The organism is Achromobacter sp. RTa (genome assembly GCF_000757485.1).
In the GTDB taxonomy this organism is placed as follows: domain Bacteria; phylum Pseudomonadota; class Gammaproteobacteria; order Burkholderiales; family Burkholderiaceae_B; genus Achromobacter.
In genome coordinates, this window is sequence record NZ_JPYO01000022.1 from 110,548 (window position 1) to 131,949 (window position 21,402).

The window sequence follows — 21,402 nt, forward strand, 5'->3', positions numbered from 1 at the left end:
GCGCGCTGGCGCGCGGCCATGTGTTGCGCTTCGAGACGCGCGATCTCACCGCAGCGCGTCGAGCGCCTCGTCCTTTTCTTCGCCCAGGAAGCCGCCGCTCTGGTGCCGCCACAGCCGCGCATAGATGCCGTTCTTCGCCAGCAGTTCGGCATGGGTGCCTTGTTCCACGATGCGCCCTTGATCCATGACGATGAGCCGATCCATGGCGGCGATGGTCGACAGGCGGTGAGCGATCGCGATCACGGTCTTGTCTTCCATCATCTCGTCCAGGCTTTCCTGGATGGCCACCTCCACTTCCGAGTCCAACGCGCTGGTGGCCTCGTCCAGCAGCAGGATAGGGGCGTTCTTGAGCATGACGCGCGCGATGGCGATGCGCTGGCGTTGCCCGCCCGACAGCTTGACGCCGCGCTCGCCTACCAGAGTGTCGTAGCCGGTGTGGCCTTGCGGGTCGCTCAATTCGCGGATGAAGCCGTCCGCCTGGGCGTGCGTGGCGGCCTTGCGGATTTCCTCGTCGGTGGCATCTGGGCGGCCGTAGGCGATGTTGTCGCGGATCGAACGGTGGAGCAGGGAAGTGTCCTGGGTGACCATGCCGATCGCGCCGCGCAGGCTGTCCTGCGTGACCTGGGCGATGTCCTGCCCGTCGATGCGGATCTGGCCGTCGTCCAGGTCATAAAAGCGCAGCAGCAAATTGATCAGCGTGGATTTCCCAGCGCCCGAGCGGCCCACCAGGCCGATTTTCTCGCCGGGGCGGACCGTGAGGTCCAGGCCGTCGAGCACCTGGCGTTCGCCGTTGTAGTTGAAATGGACATTGCTGAACTCGACCTTGCCATGGGTGACCGCCAGCGTGGTCGCGCCCGGCGCGTCCTGTACCTTGGCCGCGCGCGTCAGCGTGGCGATGCCGTCCTGCACCGTGCCGATGCTCTCGAACAACGAGGCCATCTGCCACATGATCCAGTGCGACATGCCATTGATCCGCAACGCCATCGCCGTGACCGCGGCCACGGCGCCGGTGCCGACTTCGCCCGCGTCCCAGAGCCACAGCGCATAGCCGCCCGCCGCCAGGATGAGCGCGACCACCAGCGCCTGGTTGACGATCTCGAATTGGCTCACCAGGCGCATCTGGCGAAAGCCCGTTTCCTTGAAATCCTCCATCGCCGCGCGGGCGAAGTGAGCCTCGCGCTTGGTGTGCGAGAACAGCTTGACCGTGGTGATGTTGGTATAGGCGTCGGTGACGCGCCCCGTCATGGAAGAGCGGGCATGGGCCTGCTCCTGTCCGACTTTCCCAAGGCGCGGAACGAAGTACAGCATGGCAAGCCCGAACAGCGCGATCCAGGCGATGAAGGGCAGCATCAGCCGCGGATCGAAGCCGCCCGCCAGCGCGATGATGGTGATGAAGTACACGCCGATGCCGAGCGCGATCTCCACGAAGGTGAGCAGGACTTCGCGGACGGCCAGCGCCGTCTGCATGACCTTGGTGGTGACGCGTCCGGCGAATTCATCGGAAAAAAAGGACAGGCTCTGCTTCAGCATGAGCCGGTGGAAGTCCCAGCGCAGCCGCAAAGGAAGGTTGATGGCCAGCACCTGATGCTGCACCATGGTGCGCAGCGCAACCAGCACGATGCTTGTCACCAGCACGATGCCGATGCCCCACAGCACGCTGCGCTCATGCCCGGCAGCGTCCTGGCCGGCGCGCCAGGCGGTCAGCAGGTCCACGATCTGCCCAAGAAAGGAGAACAGCCAGGCTTCGTAGATGGACACGCAGGCGCTGAGCACTGCGAGGGCGGCGATATAGCGGCGCGCCCCGCGTGTGCAGGCCCAGAGGAAAGAGGCCAGGCCCTTGGGCGGGGGCGGCGCCTCGTCTGGCGGGAAAGGGTCGAGAAGACGTTCGAACGAACGGAGCAAGATGGCCTCCGGAGCAGGAAACAAGGACTGCCATTGGCTGATGGCAGGGTTGCGGCTATCGCCGCGGATGTGAGACGGATAGTAAAAGGCGGCTGGCCGGGGCTCAAACGCGGCCTCGATCGCCTTGGCGCGGCCGACTATTGTCGAAGATCATGGTCACGCCCAATTCGTCCCCGCAGCGGCGGCTTGCGGGGCGTCTGGTCCGCTTTCGCGTGATACCATCTGCGCCGATCAAAGGATACAAATGTACACGGGAGCCAACGCCAGGAGACGATGTGTCGCGCTAGCCGCAGCGCTTCTGTTCGTCTTCCAGGCCTTGATCGCCTCTTCCGCCTTGGCCTCGTCCGGCCTTGCATCGGGCAAGGCGGGCGCCACCACCATCATCTGCACGGCCAGCGGGCCGCGCGTCGTTACCCTCGACATCCAGGCCCCCGGGCAGGACATGGAGCAGCATAGCGGAGCCCTGCCGCATTGTTGCACCGCGGGCTGCGCGATGCTGGGCGGCTCCACGCTTCCGGAACTGTTCGTTCTTGCCTGGCTCCTGCCCGCGGCGACGCCCGTCCTGCCGCGGCCGAACATCGAGATTCCATTCTCCAGCGCGCTGGCTCGACTGCCGCAGAAATCGCGCGCGCCGCCTCTCCTGGCCTGACCCTCTCCAAACGTTATCGGTGCGCCGAGTGCGCGGCCAGCGGCCGCGCGCGGATCGCCACGCGCCAGTCCGCTTTCAGCCCCAGCCCGGGCGGCCCTAGCCCGGGCGGCGGACTGGGTACTGGCGACGCCGGCGCGGCGCAGACCGATTTCGCATTCCGGAACCACCGTCGATCAGCGACAGCGCCCCGCGGGCGCTGCGGTCGGCGGCGGGTGCGCGTCAAGAACCTTTCCAAGAATCCCGACATGTACAAGCAAAATGACTTTCTGCGGATGACCTGCCTTGCGGCCGCGTTGGCCGTTTCCTTTCCCGCCTGGCCGCAGGCGGCCGGCGCCAACGGCGTCGCCACGATGGATCCGGTGGTGATCACCGGCGTAGCGCCCAGCGCGCCGCTGACCTTCACGACGGACCCGAAGATCCCGCGCCAGCCCCTGCCGGCCAGCGATGGCACCGACTACCTCAAGACCATTCCGGGCTTTTCCTCGATCCGCAACGGCGGAACCAACGGCGACCCGGTCCTGCGCGGCATGTTCGGCTCGCGCCTGAACCTGCTGACCAACGGGACCTCCATGCCGGGGGCCTGCCCCGCCCGCATGGACGCGCCCAGCTCCTATATTTCCCCCGAGAACTTCGATCAGCTCACGGTCATCAAGGGGCCGCAGACGGTGTTGTGGGGGCCTGGCGCCTCGGCCGGCACGATCAAATTCGATCGCGACACGCCAAGGTTCACCGAAGCAGGCGTCCGCTTCGACGGCAGCCTGCTTGGCGGCTCCTTCGGCCGCAATGACCAGGCTGCGGATCTCACCGTGGGCAATGAAAAGGTGTACACGCGCATCACGGCCAATCACTCCCATTCGCAGGATTACGAGGACGGCGACGGCAACAAGGTGCCTTCGCGCTGGGACAAATGGAACGCCGATGTCACGCTGGGCTTCACCCCGGATGCCGATACCGTCTACGAACTGACGGCGGGCACCGGCGACGGCGAGGCGCGCTACGCCGGGCGCGGCATGGACGGATCGCAGTTCAAGCGCGAGAGCTTCGGCCTGCGGTTCGAGAAGCGCAACATCGGCGCCGTCTTGAACAAGATCGAAGCGCAGCTGTACTACAACTACGCCGACCACGTGATGGACAACTACACCCTGCGCGCGCCCGATCCGATGAGCGCGATGCCGATGGCGATGGCTTCCGACGTCGACCGCGCAACCTGGGGAGGGCGCTTCGCCAGCACGTGGAACCTGTCCGCGGACGTCCATCTCGTGGCCGGCCTGGATTTCCAGCAGAGCCGCCACCGGTCCCGCAGCGGCATGGGCCCCGTCTCGTATCGCAGCCAGCCCTGGGTCAAGGACGCGGACTTTTCCAATACCGGGCTGTTCGGCGAACTGACCTGGCGCGCGGCGCGCGACAGCCGCGTCATCGGCGGGGCACGCGTGGATTGGGCCTCCGCGAAGGATTTCCGCCAGGACGATGGCGGGATGATGATGCCCATGCCCATGCCCAACCCGACGGCGGGCGAGCGCCGCAACGATACATTGCCCAGCGGATTCCTGCGGTACGAGCATGACCTGGAAAGCGTTCCCGCCACGGTCTACGTCGGCATCGGGCACGTAGAGCGCTTTCCCGATTACTGGGAGCTGTTTTCCCCGGACCGGGGGCCGGCCGGATCCGCCAATGCCTTCAAGGGCGTGAAGCCCGAGAAGACGACGCAGCTGGATTTCGGCGCGCAGTACAAGACCGAAACGCTGGATGCCTGGTTCTCGGGCTATGCCGGCTACATCGATGACTACATCCTGTTCAACTACACCTCAGGCGGCATGATGGGGGCTTCGTCCCAGGCGACCAACGTCAATGCCAGGATCGCGGGCGGCGAGTTCGGGGCGTCCTACAAGATCGCGCCCAGCTGGAAGCTGGGCGCCACGCTGGCCTACGCCTGGGGGCAGAACCGCAGCGACGGCAGGGCCTTGCCCCAGATGCCGCCGCTGGAGGCCAAGCTCAGCGCCGCCTACGACGACGGTACGTGGTCGGCCGGCGCGCTGTGGCGCATCGTCGCCGCGCAGAAGCGCTACGCGTTGAACGAAGGCAACGTCGTCGGCAAGGACTTCGGCCCCAGCGCGGGTTTCGGCATCTTCTCCATCAACGGCGGCTACGCGGTCAACAAGCAGGTGCAATTGTCGATGGGCGTGGACAACCTGTTCAACAAGACCTACAGCGAGCACCTGAACCTGGCGGGGAACGCCGGCTTCGGCTATGCCGCCAATACGGCGGTGAACGAACCGGGCCGCACGTTCTGGGCTCGGGTGAGTTTCAAGTACTGACTCAGGCGGAAGGGGGGCGGGTCGATAGGCGCAAAGCGTTGACGACGAGCGAAAACGCGGGCGAGGGCTGCCGCCTGCTGGGGTAGTAAAGATGGTAGCCCTCGAACCTGGGGCACCAGTCTTCCAGCACGCGCAGCAGCCGGCCGTCCGCCAGGTACGGCGCCAGCTCGTCGTCGGGCAGCAGCGTAAGGCCCAGGCCCGCCAGGGCCGCGTCTATCTGGGGCTGGGTGGTGTTGAAGATCAGCGGGCCGTCCACGCGCACATTGACCCGGCGCCCGCGCCGCTCGAAGTCCCAGACGTACAGCCCGCCCGAACTCTGCATGCGCTGATTGATGCAGGGATGCTCCATGAGGTCCTGCGGCACCTTGGGAAAAGGGCGGGTCTTGAAGTATTCGGGCGATCCCACCACCGCCAGCCGCAGGGGCGGCCCGATGGGGACGGCGATCATGTCCTTGTCGATCGTCTTCCCCATCCGCACGCCCGCATCGTAGCGATCCGCGACGATGTCGCGAAAGCCGTAGTTCACGTCGAATTCCAGCTTGATGTCCGGGTACTCGCGCATCAAGGGCGTGAGCTTGGGCAACAGGATGTTGTGCAGCACGTAGTCGCCGCAGGTGATGCGGACGGTGCCCGCGGGCTTGTCGCGCAGCTCGGTCAGCTCGTCCAGTTCCGCCTCGATTTCGTCGAAGCGATTTCCTATGGCGTTCAACAGCCTTTCTCCCGCCGCCGTGGGCGAGACGCTGCGCGTGGTCCGCGTGAGAAGCCGGATCTGCAGCCGTGTTTCCAGGCCGCTGATGGCCTGGCTGAGGGCCGATTGGGTCACGTTGAGCAATGATGCCGCGCGCGTGAAGCTGCCTTCACGGGCCACCGTGACGAAGTAGAGAAGGTCGTTGAGGTTGCGCCGGGCCATTTTTCCGGAGTGTCGTGACGATTGATTAGTCTAGCTTATAAGCCCATTAAGAATTCATTAGCTAGTCGGGAACCCCCGGTTCCGCAAGAATATCGTCCATGAAAAGCTTCAACACTCTGCCCGGAGGCCGATGCCGAAACGCATGGCTGGCGCTGTTGGCCTGCTCATTCCTGGGGCTGGCCGCTTGTACGCCGGGCCATGCCGTGGCCCGGCCCTCAAGTCCATCCACCGAGGATTCCACCATGAAGATATGCCTGATCGTCGCTGGCGAGGTCGCCTCGGCCACTCTGTACGACAACCCCACGGCACGCGATTTTGCTTCGCTGTTGCCGCTTACGCTGACCATGGACGACTACGCCACGATTGAACGCGTGTCCGGGCTGCCGCGCAAATTGTCCACGCAGGGGGCGCCCGAGGGCATGGCGCCCGCGGCTGGCGAACTGACCCATTACGCCCCGTGGGGCAACCTGGCGCTCTTCATCGAGCCCCGCGCCTATTCGCGGGGCCTGCTGCCGCTGGGTAAGGTGGACGGGGGCCTGGCCATCCTGGCGCGCAGCGGCCCGTATCGGCTGCGGATCGAACGCGCCCAGCCCTGAACGCGGCGCAAGAATGCAAGGAGTCCAAACCATGTCCATCCCGCAAAACGCCAGACGGCGTGAATTTCTGAGCACGGTCGGCACCGGCGTGGCCGCGCTGGGCGCGCTGTCGGCCGCCAGCGCCGCGCTGGCCTCTCCCTCGCAGCAACAAACGCGGGAGGCGGTGCCCCGCCAGCCCGCCGATGCCGCCAACTTCTATACGAGCGATCGGGTCGGCGTGCAGAAAGTGCGCTTCAGGAATCTGTACGAAATGGAGGTGGCGGGCAATCTTTACATGCCCAACGCGCTGGATGGCAATGCCGGAAGCCCGGCCCTCGTCGTCGGCCACCCGATGGGTGCGGTCAAAGAGCAGAGCGCGAATCTGTATGCGACCAAGATGGCCGAACGCGGCTTCGTCACCCTCTCGATCGACCTGCCGTGCTGGGGAGAGAGTGAAGGGCCTCGCAACCGCGTTTCGCCCGATATGTATGCCGAAGCGTTCAGCGCGGCGCTTGATTTCCTGGGCACGCAACCCTCGGTGGACCGGGAGCGCATCGGCGCCATCGGCATCTGCGGCAGCGGCAGCTTCGTCATCAGCGCGGCCAAGATCGATCCCCGAATGAAGGCCGTCGCCACCGTCAGCATGTATGACATGGGCGCCGCCAACCGCGACGCATTGAACAAGTCGCTGACGCCGGACCAGCGGAAAGCCATAGTCGCCGAGGCGGCGCGGCAGCGAGACCTGGAGTTCGCCGGAGGGCCGCTCGCATACACCAGTGGCACGGTGCATGAACTGACCGCTCGTTCCGGCCCGATCGAACGCGAATTCTATGAGTTCTACCGCACGCCGCGCGGCGAATATACCCCCGCCGGGGCTACGCCACGGACAACCACGCATCCGACGCTGACGAGCAACGTCAAATTCATGAACTTCTATCCGTTCAATGACATCGAGACGATATCGCCGCGTCCGCTGCTGTTCATCAGCGGGGATCAGGCCCACTCCAGGGAGTTCAGCCAGGACGCCTACCAGCGCGCGGCGCAACCCAAGGAACTAGTCTGGGTCTCCGGCGCGGGCCACGTCGACCTGTACGACCGGGTGGACCTGATTCCATGGGACAAGCTGGCCGCATTCTTCCAGCAGAGCCTGGCAAGGGCGGCCTGATACTTCATGAACACCAACGCAATCGATGCTGGCGGCGCCGGCGCCCAGCAGCCTGCCGGACAGAAAGCCGCGCACTGGAGCGGCGTCTTCGCGATGACGCTTTGCGTCTTCGCGCTGATCGCTTCCGAGTTCATGCCGGTGAGCCTGCTTTCGCCGATGGCGGCGGAGCTGCATGTCACGGAAGGGATGGCGGGGCGGGGCATTGCCATTTCCGGCGCGTTCGCCGTGGTCACGAGCTTGTTCATCTCGGCCCTGGCAGGCAGCTTGAACCGCAAAACGCTATTGCTGGGCCTGACCGCGTTGATGGCGCTATCGGGCGCGGTCATCTCCTTGGCGCCCGGTTATTTCACGTATATGTTCGGCCGCGCGCTGATCGGCGTGGTGGTGGGAGGCTTCTGGTCCATGTCGGCCGCTACGGCCATGCGGCTGGTGCCGGCCGCCCAGGTGCCGCGCGCCTTGGCCATCTTCAATGGCGGGAATGCGCTGGCCACCGTGGTTGCGGCGCCGCTGGGCGCCTACCTGGGCTCCGTCATCGGCTGGCGCGGCGCCTTCTTCTGCCTGGTGCCCGTGGCGTTCGTCGCCTTTATCTGGCAGTGGATCAGCCTGCCGTCCATGCCCATTGCGGAGCGGGGCGCCGCCTCGGGCAACGCATTCCAGCTGTTTCGCAGCAGGGTGGTCGCGCTGGGAATGCTCGCGGTAGGCGTTTTCTTCATGGGCCAATTCACGCTATTTACCTATGTGCGCCCCTTTCTCGAAACGGCGACTCGCATGGATGTTCCCGCCATTACACTGGTGCTTCTGGTAATCGGCGTGGCGGGTTTTGCCGGCACCATGCTGATTGGCGCCGTGCTCAAGCGCGGCTTCTATGCCACGCTGATCGCGATTCCCTTGCTGATGGCCGCCATCGCCGTGGCCTTGACCGCATTTGGCGGGAACACGGCCATCGTCGTCGCCTTGCTGGGCTTCTGGGGGCTGGTCTCTACCGCAGCGCCGGTGGGCTGGTGGGCCTGGGTACCCCGCACGTTCCCGCACAAGGCCGAGGCCGGCGGCGGGCTGATGGTGGCGATGATCCAGCTGTCCATCGCGTTGGGCTCCACCGCGGGCGGGCTGCTGTTCGACCGCTACGGCCACCAGGGCGCTTTCGCGGCCAGCGCGGCGATGCTGCTGGCCGCGGCGGCCCTGGTTTTGCTGACCTCGCGTTCGGAAGCGGGGAAAGCCTGACGCCGCCGGGCCGTCCATCCTCTTCCGTCTATCTGTTTTCCGGAGAATCTTCATGACCATCAAAGCCTACGGCGCCCATGCCGCCGACAAGCCGCTGGAATCGCTGGATATCACGCGCCGCGCGCCGGGCGTGCACGATGTGCAGATCCAGATCGCCTACTGTGGCGTGTGCCACTCCGACCTGCACCAGGTGCGCGCTGAGTGGGCGGGCACGCTCTATCCCTGCGTGCCGGGCCACGAGATCGTGGGCCGCGTCACGGCGGTGGGCGCGCATGTGTCGCGCTACCAGGCGGGAGACCTGGTGGGCGTGGGCTGCATCGTCGACAGCTGCCGGCATTGCGCCGATTGCGACGACGGGCTGGAGAACTATTGCGACCACATGGTCGGCACGTACAACGGCTCCACGGCCGATACGCCTGGCCATACGCTGGGCGGCTATTCCCAGCAGATCGTGGTGCACGAACGCTATGTATTGCGCATCCGCCATCCTGAATCGCAGCTCGCCGCGGCGGCCCCGTTGCTGTGCGCCGGCATCACCACGTATTCGCCGCTGAGGCATTGGAACGTCGGGCCCGGCCACAAGGTCGGCGTGGTCGGTATCGGCGGCCTGGGGCACATGGGCATCAAGCTGGCGCACGCCATGGGCGCGCACGTGGTGGCGTTCACTACGTCGGAGTCCAAGCGCGACGCCGCCCGGGCGCTGGGGGCGGACGAGGTCGTCGTCTCGCGCGATGAGGACCAGATGGCGGCCCACGCCCAAAGCCTGGATTTCATCCTGAACACCGTGGCCGCGCCTCACGACCTGAACCCGTTCTTCGCGCTGCTCAAGCGCGACGGCACGATGACGCTGGTGGGCGCGCCCGCCACCCCGCATGCGCCGCCGGACGTGTTCAACCTGATCATGAAGCGCCGCAGCCTGGCGGGCTCGATGATTGGAGGCATTCCCGAGACGCAGGAAATGCTGGATTTCTGCGCCGAGCATGGCATCGTCGCGGACATCGAAATGATCCGCGCCGACCAGATCAACGGGGCGTATGAGCGCATGCTCAAAGGCGATGTGAAGTACCGCTTCGTGATGGATTGCGCTTCGCTCGCGGTTTGATCCATCGGGCAAAAGAAAAAGCCGCCAGGCGTAATGCCAGGCGGCTTTTTTTGCGTCGATGGGCATTACGCCTATCGAGACTTGCCAATTTGGTGGAGCCGGGGGGAATTGAACCCCCGTCCGCAAGCCCTCCGCAACCAGTTCTACATGCGTAGTCGATTTATTTGGTTTTAACCCTGGACTTAGCCAACCGACAGGCCGGACCAGAGCGATTCACGTAATTTAAATTTGAACCGTGTGACCCCAGTTCAAACCGATTCCTTGTGAATGTCGCTGCTGCGGTTCGAGGGTTGCCCCCCTAGGAAGTTACCTTCCTCCGCCTGACCCAAGGACAGATCAGTGCAGCGGCTCACCGCTTAAGCGGCGAGAGCGAAACGCTCGTCGTTGGCGTTTGTAGTGTTCCAGTGGTTTAACGAGCGTACTGGTGCTCGGCATGCCCTGAGTTGTTTCGCGACCCACGTCGAATCCGGATCGGCCCCAAGAAGCTCTATTGTACTGGTAAACGCCATAGCCTGCTGCACTCCCGGCGCCTGCCTGCGGTAGCGTGGCGCCGGGGACACATCCGGGCGTCAGGCGGCATTGGCGCAGGCCGCCTTGGGCTGGGGGCGGGCGCGCGACGCGCCCATCAGCAGAAAGGCCAGGCCGACGGCAATGGCGACGATGATGGCCGCCGCCCAGCCCAGGGAGCCCAGGCCGTACTGGTCGATGACGTTCCCGCCGACCACGGCGCCCAGCCCGATGCCGATATTGGCGCCCGAGATATTCAGGGACGCGGCGAAGGCCGGCGCCTCCGGCGCGGATTTCATCAGGCGCACGTGGCACACGATGAACAGCGCGGCCTGCGCAATGCCCCAGACACCCAGCGCCACGGCCAGCAGGCCGTGCGAGGTCATGACGGAACCCAGGGCCGCCAGGCCGGCGGCCATCAGCGAAGAGAACAGAGCGGTCGCGCCCAGCGGGCTGCGGTCCACCATGCGGCCGCCCAGCGTATTGCCGATGAGTCCCACCGCGCCGAAGGCCATCATCGTCCAGCCGACGATCTGGCCGTTGAAGCCGGCAAGCCGCTCCAGCATGTCCGCCAGATAGGTATAGGCGGTGAACATGCCGGTGAAGACGAGCAGCGACAGCAGAACGTGGCCGACCACGAGCGGGTTGCGCAGGATGCGCAAATGCGTCATGAGCTTCACGCTGTCGGCCCGGATACGGGTGCTGGGAAACGTGAACAGCAGCAGGAGCGCCTTGGCGAACGCCACGCCCGACAGTATCGCGAAGGCGGCGCGCCATCCGAAGGCGTCGGAAATCAGCACGCCGATGGGAATGCCGAACACCGTGGCCGCGACGATGCCGAACGCGACGGTGGAGATGGCGCGGCCGGCCCGCGCCGGGCCCACTAGCTCCACCGCCGTGGCGCTGGCCAGCGACCAGAAGACGGGCAGGGCAAGCGCGGGGACGAAGCGGGCGATCGCCATGACCCAGATGTTCGGCGCCGCCGCGGCCAGCGCGTTGGACAGGCCGAACAGCACCAGCACGCCAATGAAGAGCCGCTTGCGCTCGATGTTGGCCATGAGCGCCGTCAGCAGCGGTCCGGTCGCCGCCACCGTGAAGGCGAACAGCGACACCAGCAGGCCGGCCTGGGATACCGTGACGTTCAGGTCGCGGGCCAGGCCGGGCAATAGTCCGACGATCAGGAATTCCGTGGTCAGGATGGTGAAGCCGGCGGCGGAAAGCAGAAGAATGGGCAATAGCATGGGCAATCCTTTGGCGCGGCGTAGGGCTGCGGCGCGCGGACAGGCGTTGTGAATGACAGAAAAGGTCTGGTGGCCGTGGCGCTGGGCGTCCGGCACAGCGCTTGAGCCGAAAGGCGTGGGCGCGGAAGATTTGTGGCTGCGGGCGGCATCGCCCGCAACGCCGGCGTCAGCCGGGATGGCCGCCGGGAACATCCCGGCGCCGTGCATGAGTCACACTTTAAGTGACTGGAGTTTCAGGATAAAGGCGTCGATTCCGGAAAGATTATTCGGCTTGTCCGACTAATTTTTCCTGGACGGCGCCAGTCCTGGCGGGTCGAGGGGCGGCCCGAGGGGTGGCCCCGTCTTATGCCTGGCGCAGGTCGCGGGGCAGCAGCGGTTCGATGGCGGACCAGAGTTCGGCGGGGGAGTTGGCGCAGGTTTCCGCCTCCCAGGCGGTGATGTTGTCGTCTTCGCCGACATAGCCGTACGCGGCCGCCACGGCGGGCATGCCCGCCGCGTGAGCCGCCTGGATGTCGCGCAGGTCGTCGCCGACATAAACGCAGCGCTCGACCGAGAAGCCTGCCTCGCGGGCCGCATGCTGCAGGGGCAGGGGGTGCGGTTTGGAATGCGCCGTGGTGTCGCCGCAGACCAGCACGGCGCTGTCGCGCGTCAGGTCCAGGAATTCGACGATGGGCAGGGTCAGGTAGGTGACCTTGTTGGTGACGATGCCCCAGGACAGGCCGCGGCGGCGGATGTCGGCCAGCAGTGCCCCGATCCCGGGAAACAGCTTGCTGTGCACGGTGGAGCTGGCTGCATAGTCTTCCAGGAACTGCAGGCGGGTGGGCTCGTAGTCGGGATCGCCGGGGGCCAGGCCCAGCGCCACGCGCAGGAGGCCGCGGGCGCCCTGGGAGGCGACTGGGCGCAGGGCCTCGTACGCCATCGGTTCCAGGCCCTTGCGGGTGCGTTGGCGGTTGGCTGCGGCGGCCAGGTCGGGGGCCGTATCGGCCAGCGTGCCGTCGAAGTCGAACAGGATCAGGGCGCTCATTTGCGTGTAGCCATCAGGTAGTTGACCGAAGTGTCGGACGACAGGGTGTAGATCTGGGTGATGGGGTTGTATTCCATGCCGCGCATGCTGACCGGTTCCAGGCCGGCGCCGCGGGCCGCGGCGGACAGTTCGCTGGGCTTGATGAACTGTTCGTAACTGTGGGTGCCGCGGGGCAGCAGGCGCAGGACGTATTCCGCGCCCACGATGGCGAACAGGAAGGACTTGGCGTTGCGGTTCAGGGTGGAAAAGAACACCCAGCCGCCCGGCTTGGCCAGGGCGGAGCAGGCGCGCACGATGGAGGCGGGATCCGGCACGTGTTCCAGCATCTCCATGCAGGTCACCACGTCGTAGTGGCCGGGCCGTTCCGCCGCCAGCTCCTCGACGGGAACCTTGCGGTAGTCCACCTTGACGCCCGATTCCAGCCCATGCAGGCGGGCCACCTTCAGGGATTTGTCGGCCAGGTCGATGCCGGTCACTTCGGCGCCGCTCTTCGCCATGGCCTCGGACAGGATGCCGCCGCCGCAGCCCACGTCCAGCACGGTCTTGCCCGCCAGGCTGCCGGCGCACTCCTGGATCCATTCCAGGCGCAGCGGGTTGATGGCGTGCAGGGGCTTGAACTCGCTTTCGGGATCCCACCAGCGGCTGGCCAGGGCGCCGAACTTGTCCAGTTCGGCCTGGTCGGCATTGACGGCGGGGCGGGCGGTGTCGTGAGTTTGCGTGGTCATGGGCGGGTCCAGCGAAAAGCGACTCTATATATAGAGGGGTCCGTCGCGCTAGGCGAGGAGGGCGCGCGCCGTTGCACCAAATGGGTGCGCCGGCGGCGAAAAAAAGGCCTCGCTATGCGAGGCCCTTTTATTGTAGCTAGTCCGGCAATTACTTGCGGCTACCCACGATTTCGATCTCAACGCGACGGTTCTGGGCGCGGCCTTCCTTCGTCTTGTTGGAAGCGATCGGGTTCAGCTCGCCCTTGCCTTCCGTATAGATACGGTTGGGGTCGATACCCTTGCTGACCAGGTAGCTCTTGACCGAAGCGGCACGGCGCTCGGACAGCTTCTGGTTGTAGGCTTCAGTGCCGATCGAGTCGGTGTGGCCAACAGCAATGATGGTTTCGAGGTCGATGCCACGGGCTTGCTGGGCGACTTGGTCCAGCAGTTGGCGGCCTTCGGGCTTCAGGGTCGACTTGTCGAAGTCGAAGAACGTGTCAGCGTTGAACACGACCTTTGCCGCCATCGGGGCCGGCTTCGCCTTCTGCTGTGCAACCGGAACACCGTCGCAACCGGGGATGCCGGTGGCCGGGGTCCAGAACGCATCGCGCCAGCACAATTCGTTCGTGCCGTTCTTCCAAACGTCACCGAACGGATTGCGCCAGTTGTCCACCGTCTCGGGATAGGACTGGGCCGAGGCTACACCCGAGGCCGTGACGGCGGCGAAGGCGAGCGCCAGAGCGAATTTGGAGGGTTTGTTCATGTTTCTCCTCGTTGAGCTTGAAGCTGGATAAGTGACTCGCAGCGAACCCCCGCCGCATATCAGGAAAACGGGGCCAGTATAGCAACGCCAAGAGCTGGTTCAAAGGAATAGCTACTGGGTTTCCTGCGTGCTGGAAACAATCTTAAGGCATTTGGGGGGCTTTGGCTTCCCTGGACAGGCGCATTAACGCTGGATATGACGTTTTCGGCACTCCATCCGTTTTCCATGTTGGTTTTTGACAACAGGCCCGCAGGGCGCGGGCGGACGAGCCAACGGATGTGTCCGGATCTTGTCCGGCCTGGCTTGCCGGGGCGGCTCTTCGTGCGGCCCTTCTGACCGCACCGTGAATCGAATGATAGAATTTCCTGTTTACCCGGCCCGGGTTCCTCCTTACACGATTCTGTCGTTATATATATGGATTCCTTTGCCAAGGAGACGCTTCCGGTATCGCTGGAAGAAGAGATGCGCCGCAGTTACCTCGATTACGCGATGAGCGTGATCGTCGGTCGGGCGCTACCGGATGTGCGGGACGGCCTCAAGCCCGTCCACCGGCGCGTGCTCTACGCGATGCACGAACTGAACAACGACTGGAACCGCGCTTACAAGAAGTCGGCGCGTATCGTCGGGGACGTCATCGGTAAGTACCACCCCCACGGCGACCAGTCCGTCTACGACACCATCGTCCGCATGGCGCAGGATTTCTCCATGCGCTACATGCTGGTCGACGGCCAGGGCAACTTCGGCTCCATCGACGGCGACAACGCCGCGGCGATGCGTTACACCGAAATCCGCCTGGCCAAGATCGCCCACGAACTGCTGGCGGACATCGACCAGGAAACGGTGGATTTCGGCCCCAACTACGACGGCAGCGAACAAGAGCCGCTGCTGTTGCCGTCGCGCCTGCCCAACCTGCTGGTCAACGGCAGCTCGGGCATCGCGGTGGGCATGGCCACCAATATTCCGCCGCACAACCTCCAGGAAGTGGTCGACGGCTGCCTTTACTGCCTGCGCAATCCGGCGTGCTCGGTCGATGAGCTCATGGAGCTCATCCCGGCGCCTGATTTCCCCACCGGCGGCGTCATCTACGGCATGTCCGGCGTGCGCGAAGGCTATCGCACGGGCCGCGGCCGCGTCATCATGCGCGCCAAGACCCACTTCGAAGACATGGAGAAGGGCAATCGCCAGGCCATCGTGGTCGACGCGATTCCCTACCAGGTCAACAAGAAGACGCTGCAGGAGCGCATCGCCGAGCTCGTCAACGACAAGAAGATCGAAGGCATCTCGGATATCCGCGATGAGTCCGACAAGGACGGCATGCGCCTGGTGATCGAGCTCAAGCGCGGCGAGGTGCCCGAGGTCGTCCTCAATAATCTGTACAAGAACACGCAGCTCCAGGACACCTTCGGGATGAACCTGGTGGCGCTGGTCGACGGCCAGCCGCGCCTGCTGAATCTGAAGCAGATGATCGACTACTTCCTGCAGCATCGCCGGGAAGTGGTCACGCGCCGCACCGTGTTCCAGCTGCGCAAGGCCCGCGAACGCGGCCACGTGCTGGAAGGCCTGGCCGTGGCGTTGGCCAACATCGATGATTTCATCGCCATCATCAAGGCGGCGCCGACCCCTCCGGTCGCCCGCCAGGAACTGATGGCGAAGTCGTGGGATTCGTCCCTGGTGCGCGAGATGCTGTCGCGCGCCGACGGCGATACGCCGGGAGGCCGCGCTGCCTTCCGGCCGGACGACCTGGGCGCCGAGTTCGGCCTCCAGGGCGACGGCCTGTACCGCCTGAGCGACACGCAGGCCCAGGAAATCCTGAACATGCGCCTGCAACGCCTGACCGGGCTGGAGCAGGACAAGATCGTCGGCGAATACAAGGACATCATGTCCACCATCGCCGACCTGCTCGACATCCTGGCCCGCCCCGAGCGCATCACCACGATCATCGGCGAAGAGCTGCAGGCCATCAAGGCGGAATTCTCCACCGGCGCCAAGGATACGCGCCGTTCGGAGATCGAACTCAACGCCACCGAGCTCGACACCGAAGACCTGATCACGCCGACCGACATGGTCGTGACCCTGTCGCACGGCGGCTACATTAAGAGTCAGCCGCTGTCCGAATACCGCTCGCAAAAGCGCGGCGGACGCGGCAAGCAGGCCACGGCGATGAAGGAAAACGACTGGATCGACCAGCTGTTCATCGCCAATACGCACGACTTCCTGCTGTGCTTCTCCAACCGCGGCCGCGTGTACTGGCTGAAGGTCTGGGAAGTGCCGCAAGGCACGCGCAACTCCCGCGGCAAGCCCATCGTGAACATGTTCCCGCTGGCTGAAGGCGAGAAGATCACCGTGGTGCTGCCGGTCAAGGAATTCAGCGAAGACCACTACGTGTTCATGGCGACCTCGCGCGGCACGGTCAAGAAGACCCCGCTGTCCGACTTCTCCAACCCGCGCAAGGCCGGCATCATCGCCGTGGACCTCGACGACGGCGACTACCTGATCGGCGCCGACCTCACCGACGGCAAGCACGACGTCATGCTGTTCTCCGACGCCGGCAAGGCCGTGCGCTTCGACGAGAACGACGTGCGCCCGATGGGCCGCAACGCCCGGGGCGTGCGCGGCATGATGCTGGAAGACACCCAGACCGTGATCGCGCTGCTGGTTGCAGGCGACGAAACTCAAAGCGTGCTGACCGCCACCGAGAACGGCTATGGCAAGCGCACGCCGATCACCGAGTACACGCGCCACGGCCGTGGCACCAAGGGCATGATCGCCATCCAGACGAGCTCGCGCAACGGCAAGGTGGTCGGCGCCGTGCTGGTCATGCCTTCCGACGAGATCATGCTGATCACGACGGGCGGCGTCCTGGTGCGCACCCGCGTCTCGGAAATCCGTGAAATGGGTCGCGCCACGCAAGGCGTCACGCTCATCAACGTCGACGACGGCAGCTCGCTGTCGGGCGTGCGCCGGGTCGTGGAAAGCGACGCGGACGATGACGGCGACCTGGACGCGGACGACCAGGACACGGACGGCGACGACGGCAACGGCGCGGCGGACACGACGGATTCGACGGAACCTACGGAGCAATAATGGCCCGCCCCTGGAACTTCTCGGCAGGCCCCTCGGCCTTGCCCGAGGTGGTGCTGCAGCAAGCCGCTGCGGAAATGCTGGACTGGCACGGCAGCGGCATGTCCGTGATGGAAATGAGCCATCGCGGCAAGCACTTCGTGCAAATCTGCGACGAAGCCGAATCGGACTTGCGCGAACTGCTCGGGCTGTCGGCGGACTACGCCGTCATGTTCATGCAGGGCGGCGGTTCCGGGGAAAACGCCATCGTTCCCATGAACCTCATGGGGCGCCGCGGCACGCCGGCCGCCGATTTCGTCGTGACGGGCCACTGGTCCAAGCGTTCATACAAGGAAGCCGGGCGTTACGGCAGCACCCACCTGGCGGCAAGCAGCGAGCAGGCCATTGAGCTGGACGGCCGCGAGCAGGCGCCGCTGACCTGGGTGCCGCCGGTGGACACCTGGCAGGTGCGCAAGGATTCGGCCTACCTGCACCTGTGCAGCAACGAAACCATCGGCGGCGTCGAGTTCATGGATTGGCCCGACACCGCCGAGCTCGGCGCGCCCGACGTGCCGCTGGTCGTCGACGCTTCCTCGCATTTCCTGTCGCGGCCCATGGACGTGACGCGCTGCGGCCTGCTGTATGCGGGCGCGCAGAAGAACGCCGGCCCGGCGGGGGTGACGGTCGTCATCGCGCGCCGCGACCTGATCGGCAATGCCCTGCCGATCTGCCCATCCGCGTTCGATTACGCCAACGTGGCCGCCGAGCACTCGCGCTACAACACGCCGCCCACCTTCGCGATCTACGTCGCCGGCCTGGTGTTCAAGTGGGTCAAGGCCAACGGCGGCGTGGCGGGTATGGAAGCCGCCAACAAAGCCAAGGCAGACCTGCTGTACGGCTACCTGGACGGCACCTCGTTCTACCGGAATCCCATTCATGCCCCCGTGCGCTCGCGCATGAACGTGCCGTTCGTGCTGCGCGACGAATCGCTCAACGACGCCTTCCTGCAAGGCGCGGACGCGGCCGGTTTGACGCAGTTGAAGGGCCACAAGAGCGTGGGCGGCATGCGCGCCTCCATCTACAACGCCGTGCCCCTGGAAGGGGTGACGGCGCTGGTCGAGTACCTGAAGGAATTCGAGCGTCGCTATGGATGATGACCTGCAGCGCAAGCTGCTCCCCCTGCGTCAGCGCATCGACGCGCTGGACGCCCAGATCCTCGATCTTCTGACGCAGCGCGCGAGCGCCGCGCTGGAGGTGGGCGAGGCCAAGCACGCCGCGAATGCCGATGGTCCCGTGCTGCGCCCCGAGCGCGAAGCCGAGGTCATCCGCCGCCTGCAGCAGACCAATCCCGGTCCGTTCCCGAACGCGGGCGTGGCGGCGGTCTGGACCGAGATCATCTCGGCCTGCCGCGGCCTGGAGCGCGGCATGACTGTCGCCTTCCTGGGGCCGCAAGGCTCGTTCTCCGAACAGGCGGCCATGGAGCATTTCGGCCATGCCGTGCAGAAGCTGCCGTGCGCGTCCTTCGACGAGGTCTTCCGCGCCGTCGAGGCGGGCCAGGCCGACGTGGGCATGGTGCCGGTGGAGAACTCCACCGAAGGCGCCGTCAACCGCAGCCTGGACCTGCTGCTGAACACGCCGCTCAAGATACTGGGCGAACGCTCGCTCGTGATCCGCCACTGCCTGATGTCGCAGTCCGGCAGCATGGACGGCATCAAGACCATTTCCGCGCATCCGCAGGCGCTGGCCCAGTGCCAGGGCTGGCTGACGCGCAACTATCCCGACGTGGCCCGCGTGGCCGCCTCCAGCAACTCCGAAGCCGCGCGCGCGGCCGCGTCCGACCCCAGCATCGCGGCCATCGCGGGCGAGGTGGCCGCGCCCGCCTGGAACCTGCTGGTCGTTGCCGCGGGCATCCAGGACGATCCCCACAATCGCACCCGCTTCCTGGCCATCGGCAGCATCGAGCCGCTGGTCAGCGGGCAGGACAAGACGAGCCTGATCCTGGCCGTGCCGAACCGCGCGGGCGCGGTCTACGAAATGCTGGCTCCGCTGGCGGCCAATGGCGTATCGATGACGCGCTTCGAGTCCCGGCCCGCCCGTACCGGCCAGTGGGAATACTATTTTTATGTCGACGTGCTGGGCCATCGCAGTGATCCCAACGTCGAGCGCGCGCTTGCTGCCTTGCAGGCGCAGGTCGCTTACCTGAAAGTGCTGGGTTCCTACCCGGCATCGTGAGTCTCCACAACATGACCACCGCATCCAAGCCCCTCGCCGCCCCGGCGCACGTCAGCGCCATCGCCCCTTACCAGGCGGGCAAGCCCATCGAAGAACTGGCCCGCGAGTTCGGGCTGGATCCGGCCGGCATCGTCAAGCTGGCGTCCAATGAAAACCCGCTCGGCATGCCCAAGTCGGCGCGCGCGGCCATGCTGGCCGCCGCCGAGTCGCTGGCGCGCTACCCTGACCCCAACGGTTTCGACCTGAAGGCGGCCTTGGCCGAGCGCTACGGCGTGCCCATGAACTGGATCACGCTGGGCAACGGCTCGAACGACATCCTGGAAATCGCGGCGCTGGCGCTGCTGGAGCCCGGCGTGTCCGCCGTGTACGCGCAACACTCGTTCGCCGTCTACCGCCTTGCCACCCAGGCTCGCGGCGCGCGCCACATCGTGGTGCCCGCCAAGGAATACGGACACGACCTGGACGCGATGTTCGACGCCATCGCGGAAGACACGCGCCTGCTGTTCATCGCCAACCCGAACAACCCGACCGGCACCTTCGTGCCGGGCGACGCGATCGCGGCATTCCTGGAGCGCGTGCACGCCGCTCATGGCGACCGTGTCACGGTGGTGCTGGACGAGGCCTACAACGAATACCTCGATCCCGAATTCCGCTTCGACAGCACGGAGCTGGTGCGCCGCTACCCGAACCTGATCGTGTCGCGCACCTTCTCCAAGGCCTACGGCCTGGCCGGCCTGCGCGTGGGCTTTTCGGTCGCGCAGCCGGCCCTGACCGACCTGCTGAACCGCGTGCGCCAGCCGTTCAACGTCAACACGCTGGCGCAGGCCGCCGCCGTGGCCGCGCTGGCCGACGCCGCCTACCTCGAAGAGGCCTATGCCTCGAACAAATCGGGCAAGGCGCAGTTGTGCGCCGCGTTCGATCGCCTGAAGCTGCGCTACGTGCCCAGCTACGGCAACTTCGTGCTGGTCCATGTCGGCGACGCGCCGCGCATCAACCTCGAACTGCTCAAGCGCGGCGTGATCGTGCGTCCGGTGGCGGGCGACGGCCTGCCTGAGTGGCTGCGCGTGTCCATCGGGCTGCCGGAAGAGAATCAGCGCTTCATCGACGCCCTGACCGCCATCCTGTCCGAATGAACGGCGCTTCACTGTCTTCCGATCAGGGGGCCGCTGGCCCCCTGATTCCTGTATTGGCCATCGTTGGCGTGGGCCTGATCGGCGGATCGTTCGCCGCCGCGCTGCGCAAGGCCGGGCAGGCGGGCAGGGTGCTGGGCGCGGGCCGCAATCCGCAGTCCCTGGCGCGCGCGCTCGAATTGGGCCTGATCGACGAGGCCGTGCCGCTGGAAGAAGCGGCCGCCCGCGCGGACCTGATCCTGCTGGCTACGCCCGTGGGCGGGCTGGCGGACGCCTTGTCGCGCATGCTCCCGCATCTGCGCACCGGCGCCGTGCTCACGGACGCCGGCAGCACCAAGGCCGAAGTGGTCGAGGCGGCACGCGCCGCCCTGGGCGAACGGATCGGCCAGTTCGTGCCGGGCCACCCCATCGCGGGCGCCGAGCGCACGGGGCCGGAGGCGGCGGACGCCGATCTCTACCGCAAGCGCACCGTCATCCTCACGCCCTTGCCTGAAAACGGCTCGGCGGCGCTGGACACGGCGCGCCGGGCATGGCTGGCATGCGGGGCCGAGGTGATCGACATGGACGCCGACGTCCACGACCGGGTGCTGGCCTCCGTCAGCCATTTGCCGCATCTGCTGGCGGCGGTCTACATGGAGCAGGTGGCCTCGGCCGCCGACTCCGGGACCCGCCTGGACCTGGCGGGCAGCGGTTTCCGCGACTTCACGCGCATCGCGGCGGGTTCGCCGGAGATGTGGCGCGATATCTTCCTGTCCAACCGCGATGCGATGCTGGCCGAACTCGCCGACGTCCGCGCCGTGCTGGACCGTGCCGAACGCGCCATCGCCGACGGCGACGGCGCGGCTTTGTTGACGCTGCTGGACACGGCGGCCCGCGCGCGCCGCAACTGGCGCAAGGAGTAG

General features: G+C 65.9%; 17 protein-coding genes and 1 other RNA gene. 11 read left to right on the forward strand and 7 right to left on the reverse strand.

From position 1 onward, the window contains the following. Positions 1 to 45: 45 nt before the first annotated feature. Positions 46 to 1,902 carry an ABC transporter ATP-binding protein gene (locus tag JL37_RS07300; protein WP_043542970.1) on the reverse strand — a complete coding sequence of 619 codons (1,857 nt, stop codon included), beginning with the start codon at positions 1,900 to 1,902 and terminating at the stop codon, positions 46 to 48. Positions 1,903 to 2,146: 244 nt separating this feature from the next. Here JL37_RS07300 and JL37_RS07305 point away from each other — a divergent pair, with 244 nt between their 5' ends. Further along, positions 2,147 to 2,551 (forward strand): DUF2946 family protein, encoded by a 405-nt coding sequence (locus JL37_RS07305; protein ID WP_043542972.1) that lies wholly within the window; start codon positions 2,147 to 2,149, stop codon positions 2,549 to 2,551. Positions 2,552 to 2,796: 245 nt separating this feature from the next. Beyond that, the gene (locus JL37_RS07310; protein WP_043543055.1) at positions 2,797 to 4,866 is read left to right on the forward strand and encodes a TonB-dependent copper receptor; all 2,070 of its coding nucleotides are present in this window, start codon (positions 2,797 to 2,799) and stop codon (positions 4,864 to 4,866) included. A gap of 1 nt (position 4,867) precedes the next feature. Here the strand turns inward: JL37_RS07310 and JL37_RS07315 are convergent, their stop codons facing one another. Beyond that, positions 4,868 to 5,776, reverse strand: a complete 909-nt coding sequence (locus JL37_RS07315) for a LysR family transcriptional regulator (protein ID WP_043542974.1) — start codon at positions 5,774 to 5,776, stop codon at positions 4,868 to 4,870. Between the two features lie 242 nt (positions 5,777 to 6,018). On the opposite strand from JL37_RS07315, the gene JL37_RS07320 reads away from it, so the two are divergent. The 4 genes from JL37_RS07320 to JL37_RS07335 all read left to right on the forward strand — a co-directional run bounded on the left by JL37_RS07320 (position 6,019) and on the right by JL37_RS07335 (position 9,839). After that, the gene (locus JL37_RS07320; protein ID WP_231570311.1) at positions 6,019 to 6,372 is read left to right on the forward strand and encodes a cyclophilin-like fold protein; all 354 of its coding nucleotides are present in this window, start codon (positions 6,019 to 6,021) and stop codon (positions 6,370 to 6,372) included. Positions 6,373 to 6,403: 31 nt separating this feature from the next. Then, on the forward strand, positions 6,404 to 7,516 hold the full coding sequence (locus JL37_RS07325; RefSeq protein WP_156124241.1) for an alpha/beta hydrolase: 1,113 nt from the start codon (positions 6,404 to 6,406) through the stop codon (positions 7,514 to 7,516). 93 nt (positions 7,517 to 7,609) lie between these two features. Further along, positions 7,610 to 8,737, forward strand: a complete 1,128-nt coding sequence (locus tag JL37_RS07330; protein WP_043543057.1) for an MFS transporter — start codon at positions 7,610 to 7,612, stop codon at positions 8,735 to 8,737. A gap of 52 nt (positions 8,738 to 8,789) precedes the next feature. Then, positions 8,790 to 9,839 carry an NAD(P)-dependent alcohol dehydrogenase gene (locus JL37_RS07335; RefSeq protein ID WP_043542976.1) on the forward strand — a complete coding sequence of 350 codons (1,050 nt, stop codon included), beginning with the start codon at positions 8,790 to 8,792 and terminating at the stop codon, positions 9,837 to 9,839. 90 nt (positions 9,840 to 9,929) lie between these two features. Here JL37_RS07335 and ssrA read toward each other — a convergent pair. The 5 genes from ssrA to ompA form a co-directional block, all read right to left on the reverse strand. Further along, positions 9,930 to 10,318: a transfer-messenger RNA gene (ssrA, locus tag JL37_RS29950) on the reverse strand. Between the two features lie 90 nt (positions 10,319 to 10,408). Beyond that, positions 10,409 to 11,587, reverse strand: a complete 1,179-nt coding sequence (locus tag JL37_RS07340; RefSeq protein WP_043543058.1) for an MFS transporter — start codon at positions 11,585 to 11,587, stop codon at positions 10,409 to 10,411. Between the two features lie 343 nt (positions 11,588 to 11,930). Continuing rightward, positions 11,931 to 12,611: an HAD-IA family hydrolase gene (locus JL37_RS07345; protein ID WP_043542978.1), complete on the reverse strand. Its 681-nt coding sequence runs from the start codon at positions 12,609 to 12,611 to the stop codon at positions 11,931 to 11,933. Beyond that, positions 12,608 to 13,336, reverse strand: coding sequence for a bifunctional 2-polyprenyl-6-hydroxyphenol methylase/3-demethylubiquinol 3-O-methyltransferase UbiG (gene ubiG / locus JL37_RS07350; protein ID WP_043542981.1), 729 nt, complete (start codon positions 13,334 to 13,336; stop codon positions 12,608 to 12,610). Before ubiG ends, JL37_RS07345 begins: the two co-directional genes overlap by 4 nt. A gap of 148 nt (positions 13,337 to 13,484) precedes the next feature. Beyond that, positions 13,485 to 14,078, reverse strand: coding sequence for an outer membrane protein OmpA (ompA, locus tag JL37_RS07355; RefSeq protein WP_043542983.1), 594 nt, complete (start codon positions 14,076 to 14,078; stop codon positions 13,485 to 13,487). Positions 14,079 to 14,492: 414 nt separating this feature from the next. On the opposite strand from ompA, the gene gyrA reads away from it, so the two are divergent. From gyrA to JL37_RS07380, 5 genes are read left to right on the forward strand one after another with little or no spacing between them, the layout of a single operon-like run. Then, on the forward strand, positions 14,493 to 17,162 hold the full coding sequence (gene gyrA, locus JL37_RS07360; protein ID WP_043542985.1) for a DNA gyrase subunit A: 2,670 nt from the start codon (positions 14,493 to 14,495) through the stop codon (positions 17,160 to 17,162). Further along, entirely contained in the window at positions 17,162 to 18,292 is a 1,131-nt protein-coding gene (gene serC / locus JL37_RS07365) for a 3-phosphoserine/phosphohydroxythreonine transaminase (RefSeq protein ID WP_043542987.1), read from the forward strand. The genes gyrA and serC overlap by 1 nt, the downstream gene beginning before the upstream one ends. Continuing rightward, on the forward strand, positions 18,285 to 19,370 hold the full coding sequence (gene pheA / locus JL37_RS07370; protein WP_043542988.1) for a prephenate dehydratase: 1,086 nt from the start codon (positions 18,285 to 18,287) through the stop codon (positions 19,368 to 19,370). The genes serC and pheA overlap by 8 nt, the downstream gene beginning before the upstream one ends. Before the next feature lie 11 nt (positions 19,371 to 19,381). Then, a complete protein-coding gene (hisC, locus tag JL37_RS07375) occupies positions 19,382 to 20,503 on the forward strand; it encodes a histidinol-phosphate transaminase (protein ID WP_043542989.1) in 1,122 nt (373 codons plus the stop codon). Beyond that, positions 20,500 to 21,402: a prephenate dehydrogenase/arogenate dehydrogenase family protein gene (locus tag JL37_RS07380; RefSeq protein WP_156124243.1), complete on the forward strand. Its 903-nt coding sequence runs from the start codon at positions 20,500 to 20,502 to the stop codon at positions 21,400 to 21,402. The genes hisC and JL37_RS07380 overlap by 4 nt, the downstream gene beginning before the upstream one ends.

Coding starts and splice junctions, on each gene's coding strand:
- JL37_RS07305 (WP_043542972.1), top strand. CDS start 2,147: ATGTACACGGGAGCCAACGCCAGGAGACGATGTGTCGCGCTAGCCGCA.
- JL37_RS07310 (WP_043543055.1), top strand. CDS start 2,797: ATGTACAAGCAAAATGACTTTCTGCGGATGACCTGCCTTGCGGCCGCG.
- JL37_RS07315 (WP_043542974.1), bottom strand. CDS start 5,776: ATGGCCCGGCGCAACCTCAACGACCTTCTCTACTTCGTCACGGTGGCC.
- JL37_RS07320 (WP_231570311.1), top strand. CDS start 6,019: ATGAAGATATGCCTGATCGTCGCTGGCGAGGTCGCCTCGGCCACTCTG.
- JL37_RS07325 (WP_156124241.1), top strand. CDS start 6,404: ATGTCCATCCCGCAAAACGCCAGACGGCGTGAATTTCTGAGCACGGTC.
- JL37_RS07330 (WP_043543057.1), top strand. CDS start 7,610: ATGACGCTTTGCGTCTTCGCGCTGATCGCTTCCGAGTTCATGCCGGTG.
- JL37_RS07335 (WP_043542976.1), top strand. CDS start 8,790: ATGACCATCAAAGCCTACGGCGCCCATGCCGCCGACAAGCCGCTGGAA.
- JL37_RS07340 (WP_043543058.1), bottom strand. CDS start 11,587: ATGCTATTGCCCATTCTTCTGCTTTCCGCCGCCGGCTTCACCATCCTG.
- JL37_RS07345 (WP_043542978.1), bottom strand. CDS start 12,611: ATGAGCGCCCTGATCCTGTTCGACTTCGACGGCACGCTGGCCGATACG.
- ubiG (WP_043542981.1), bottom strand. CDS start 13,336: ATGACCACGCAAACTCACGACACCGCCCGCCCCGCCGTCAATGCCGAC.
- ompA (WP_043542983.1), bottom strand. CDS start 14,078: ATGAACAAACCCTCCAAATTCGCTCTGGCGCTCGCCTTCGCCGCCGTC.
- gyrA (WP_043542985.1), top strand. CDS start 14,493: ATGGATTCCTTTGCCAAGGAGACGCTTCCGGTATCGCTGGAAGAAGAG.
- serC (WP_043542987.1), top strand. CDS start 17,162: ATGGCCCGCCCCTGGAACTTCTCGGCAGGCCCCTCGGCCTTGCCCGAG.
- pheA (WP_043542988.1), top strand. CDS start 18,285: ATGGATGATGACCTGCAGCGCAAGCTGCTCCCCCTGCGTCAGCGCATC.
- hisC (WP_043542989.1), top strand. CDS start 19,382: ATGACCACCGCATCCAAGCCCCTCGCCGCCCCGGCGCACGTCAGCGCC.
- JL37_RS07380 (WP_156124243.1), top strand. CDS start 20,500: ATGAACGGCGCTTCACTGTCTTCCGATCAGGGGGCCGCTGGCCCCCTG.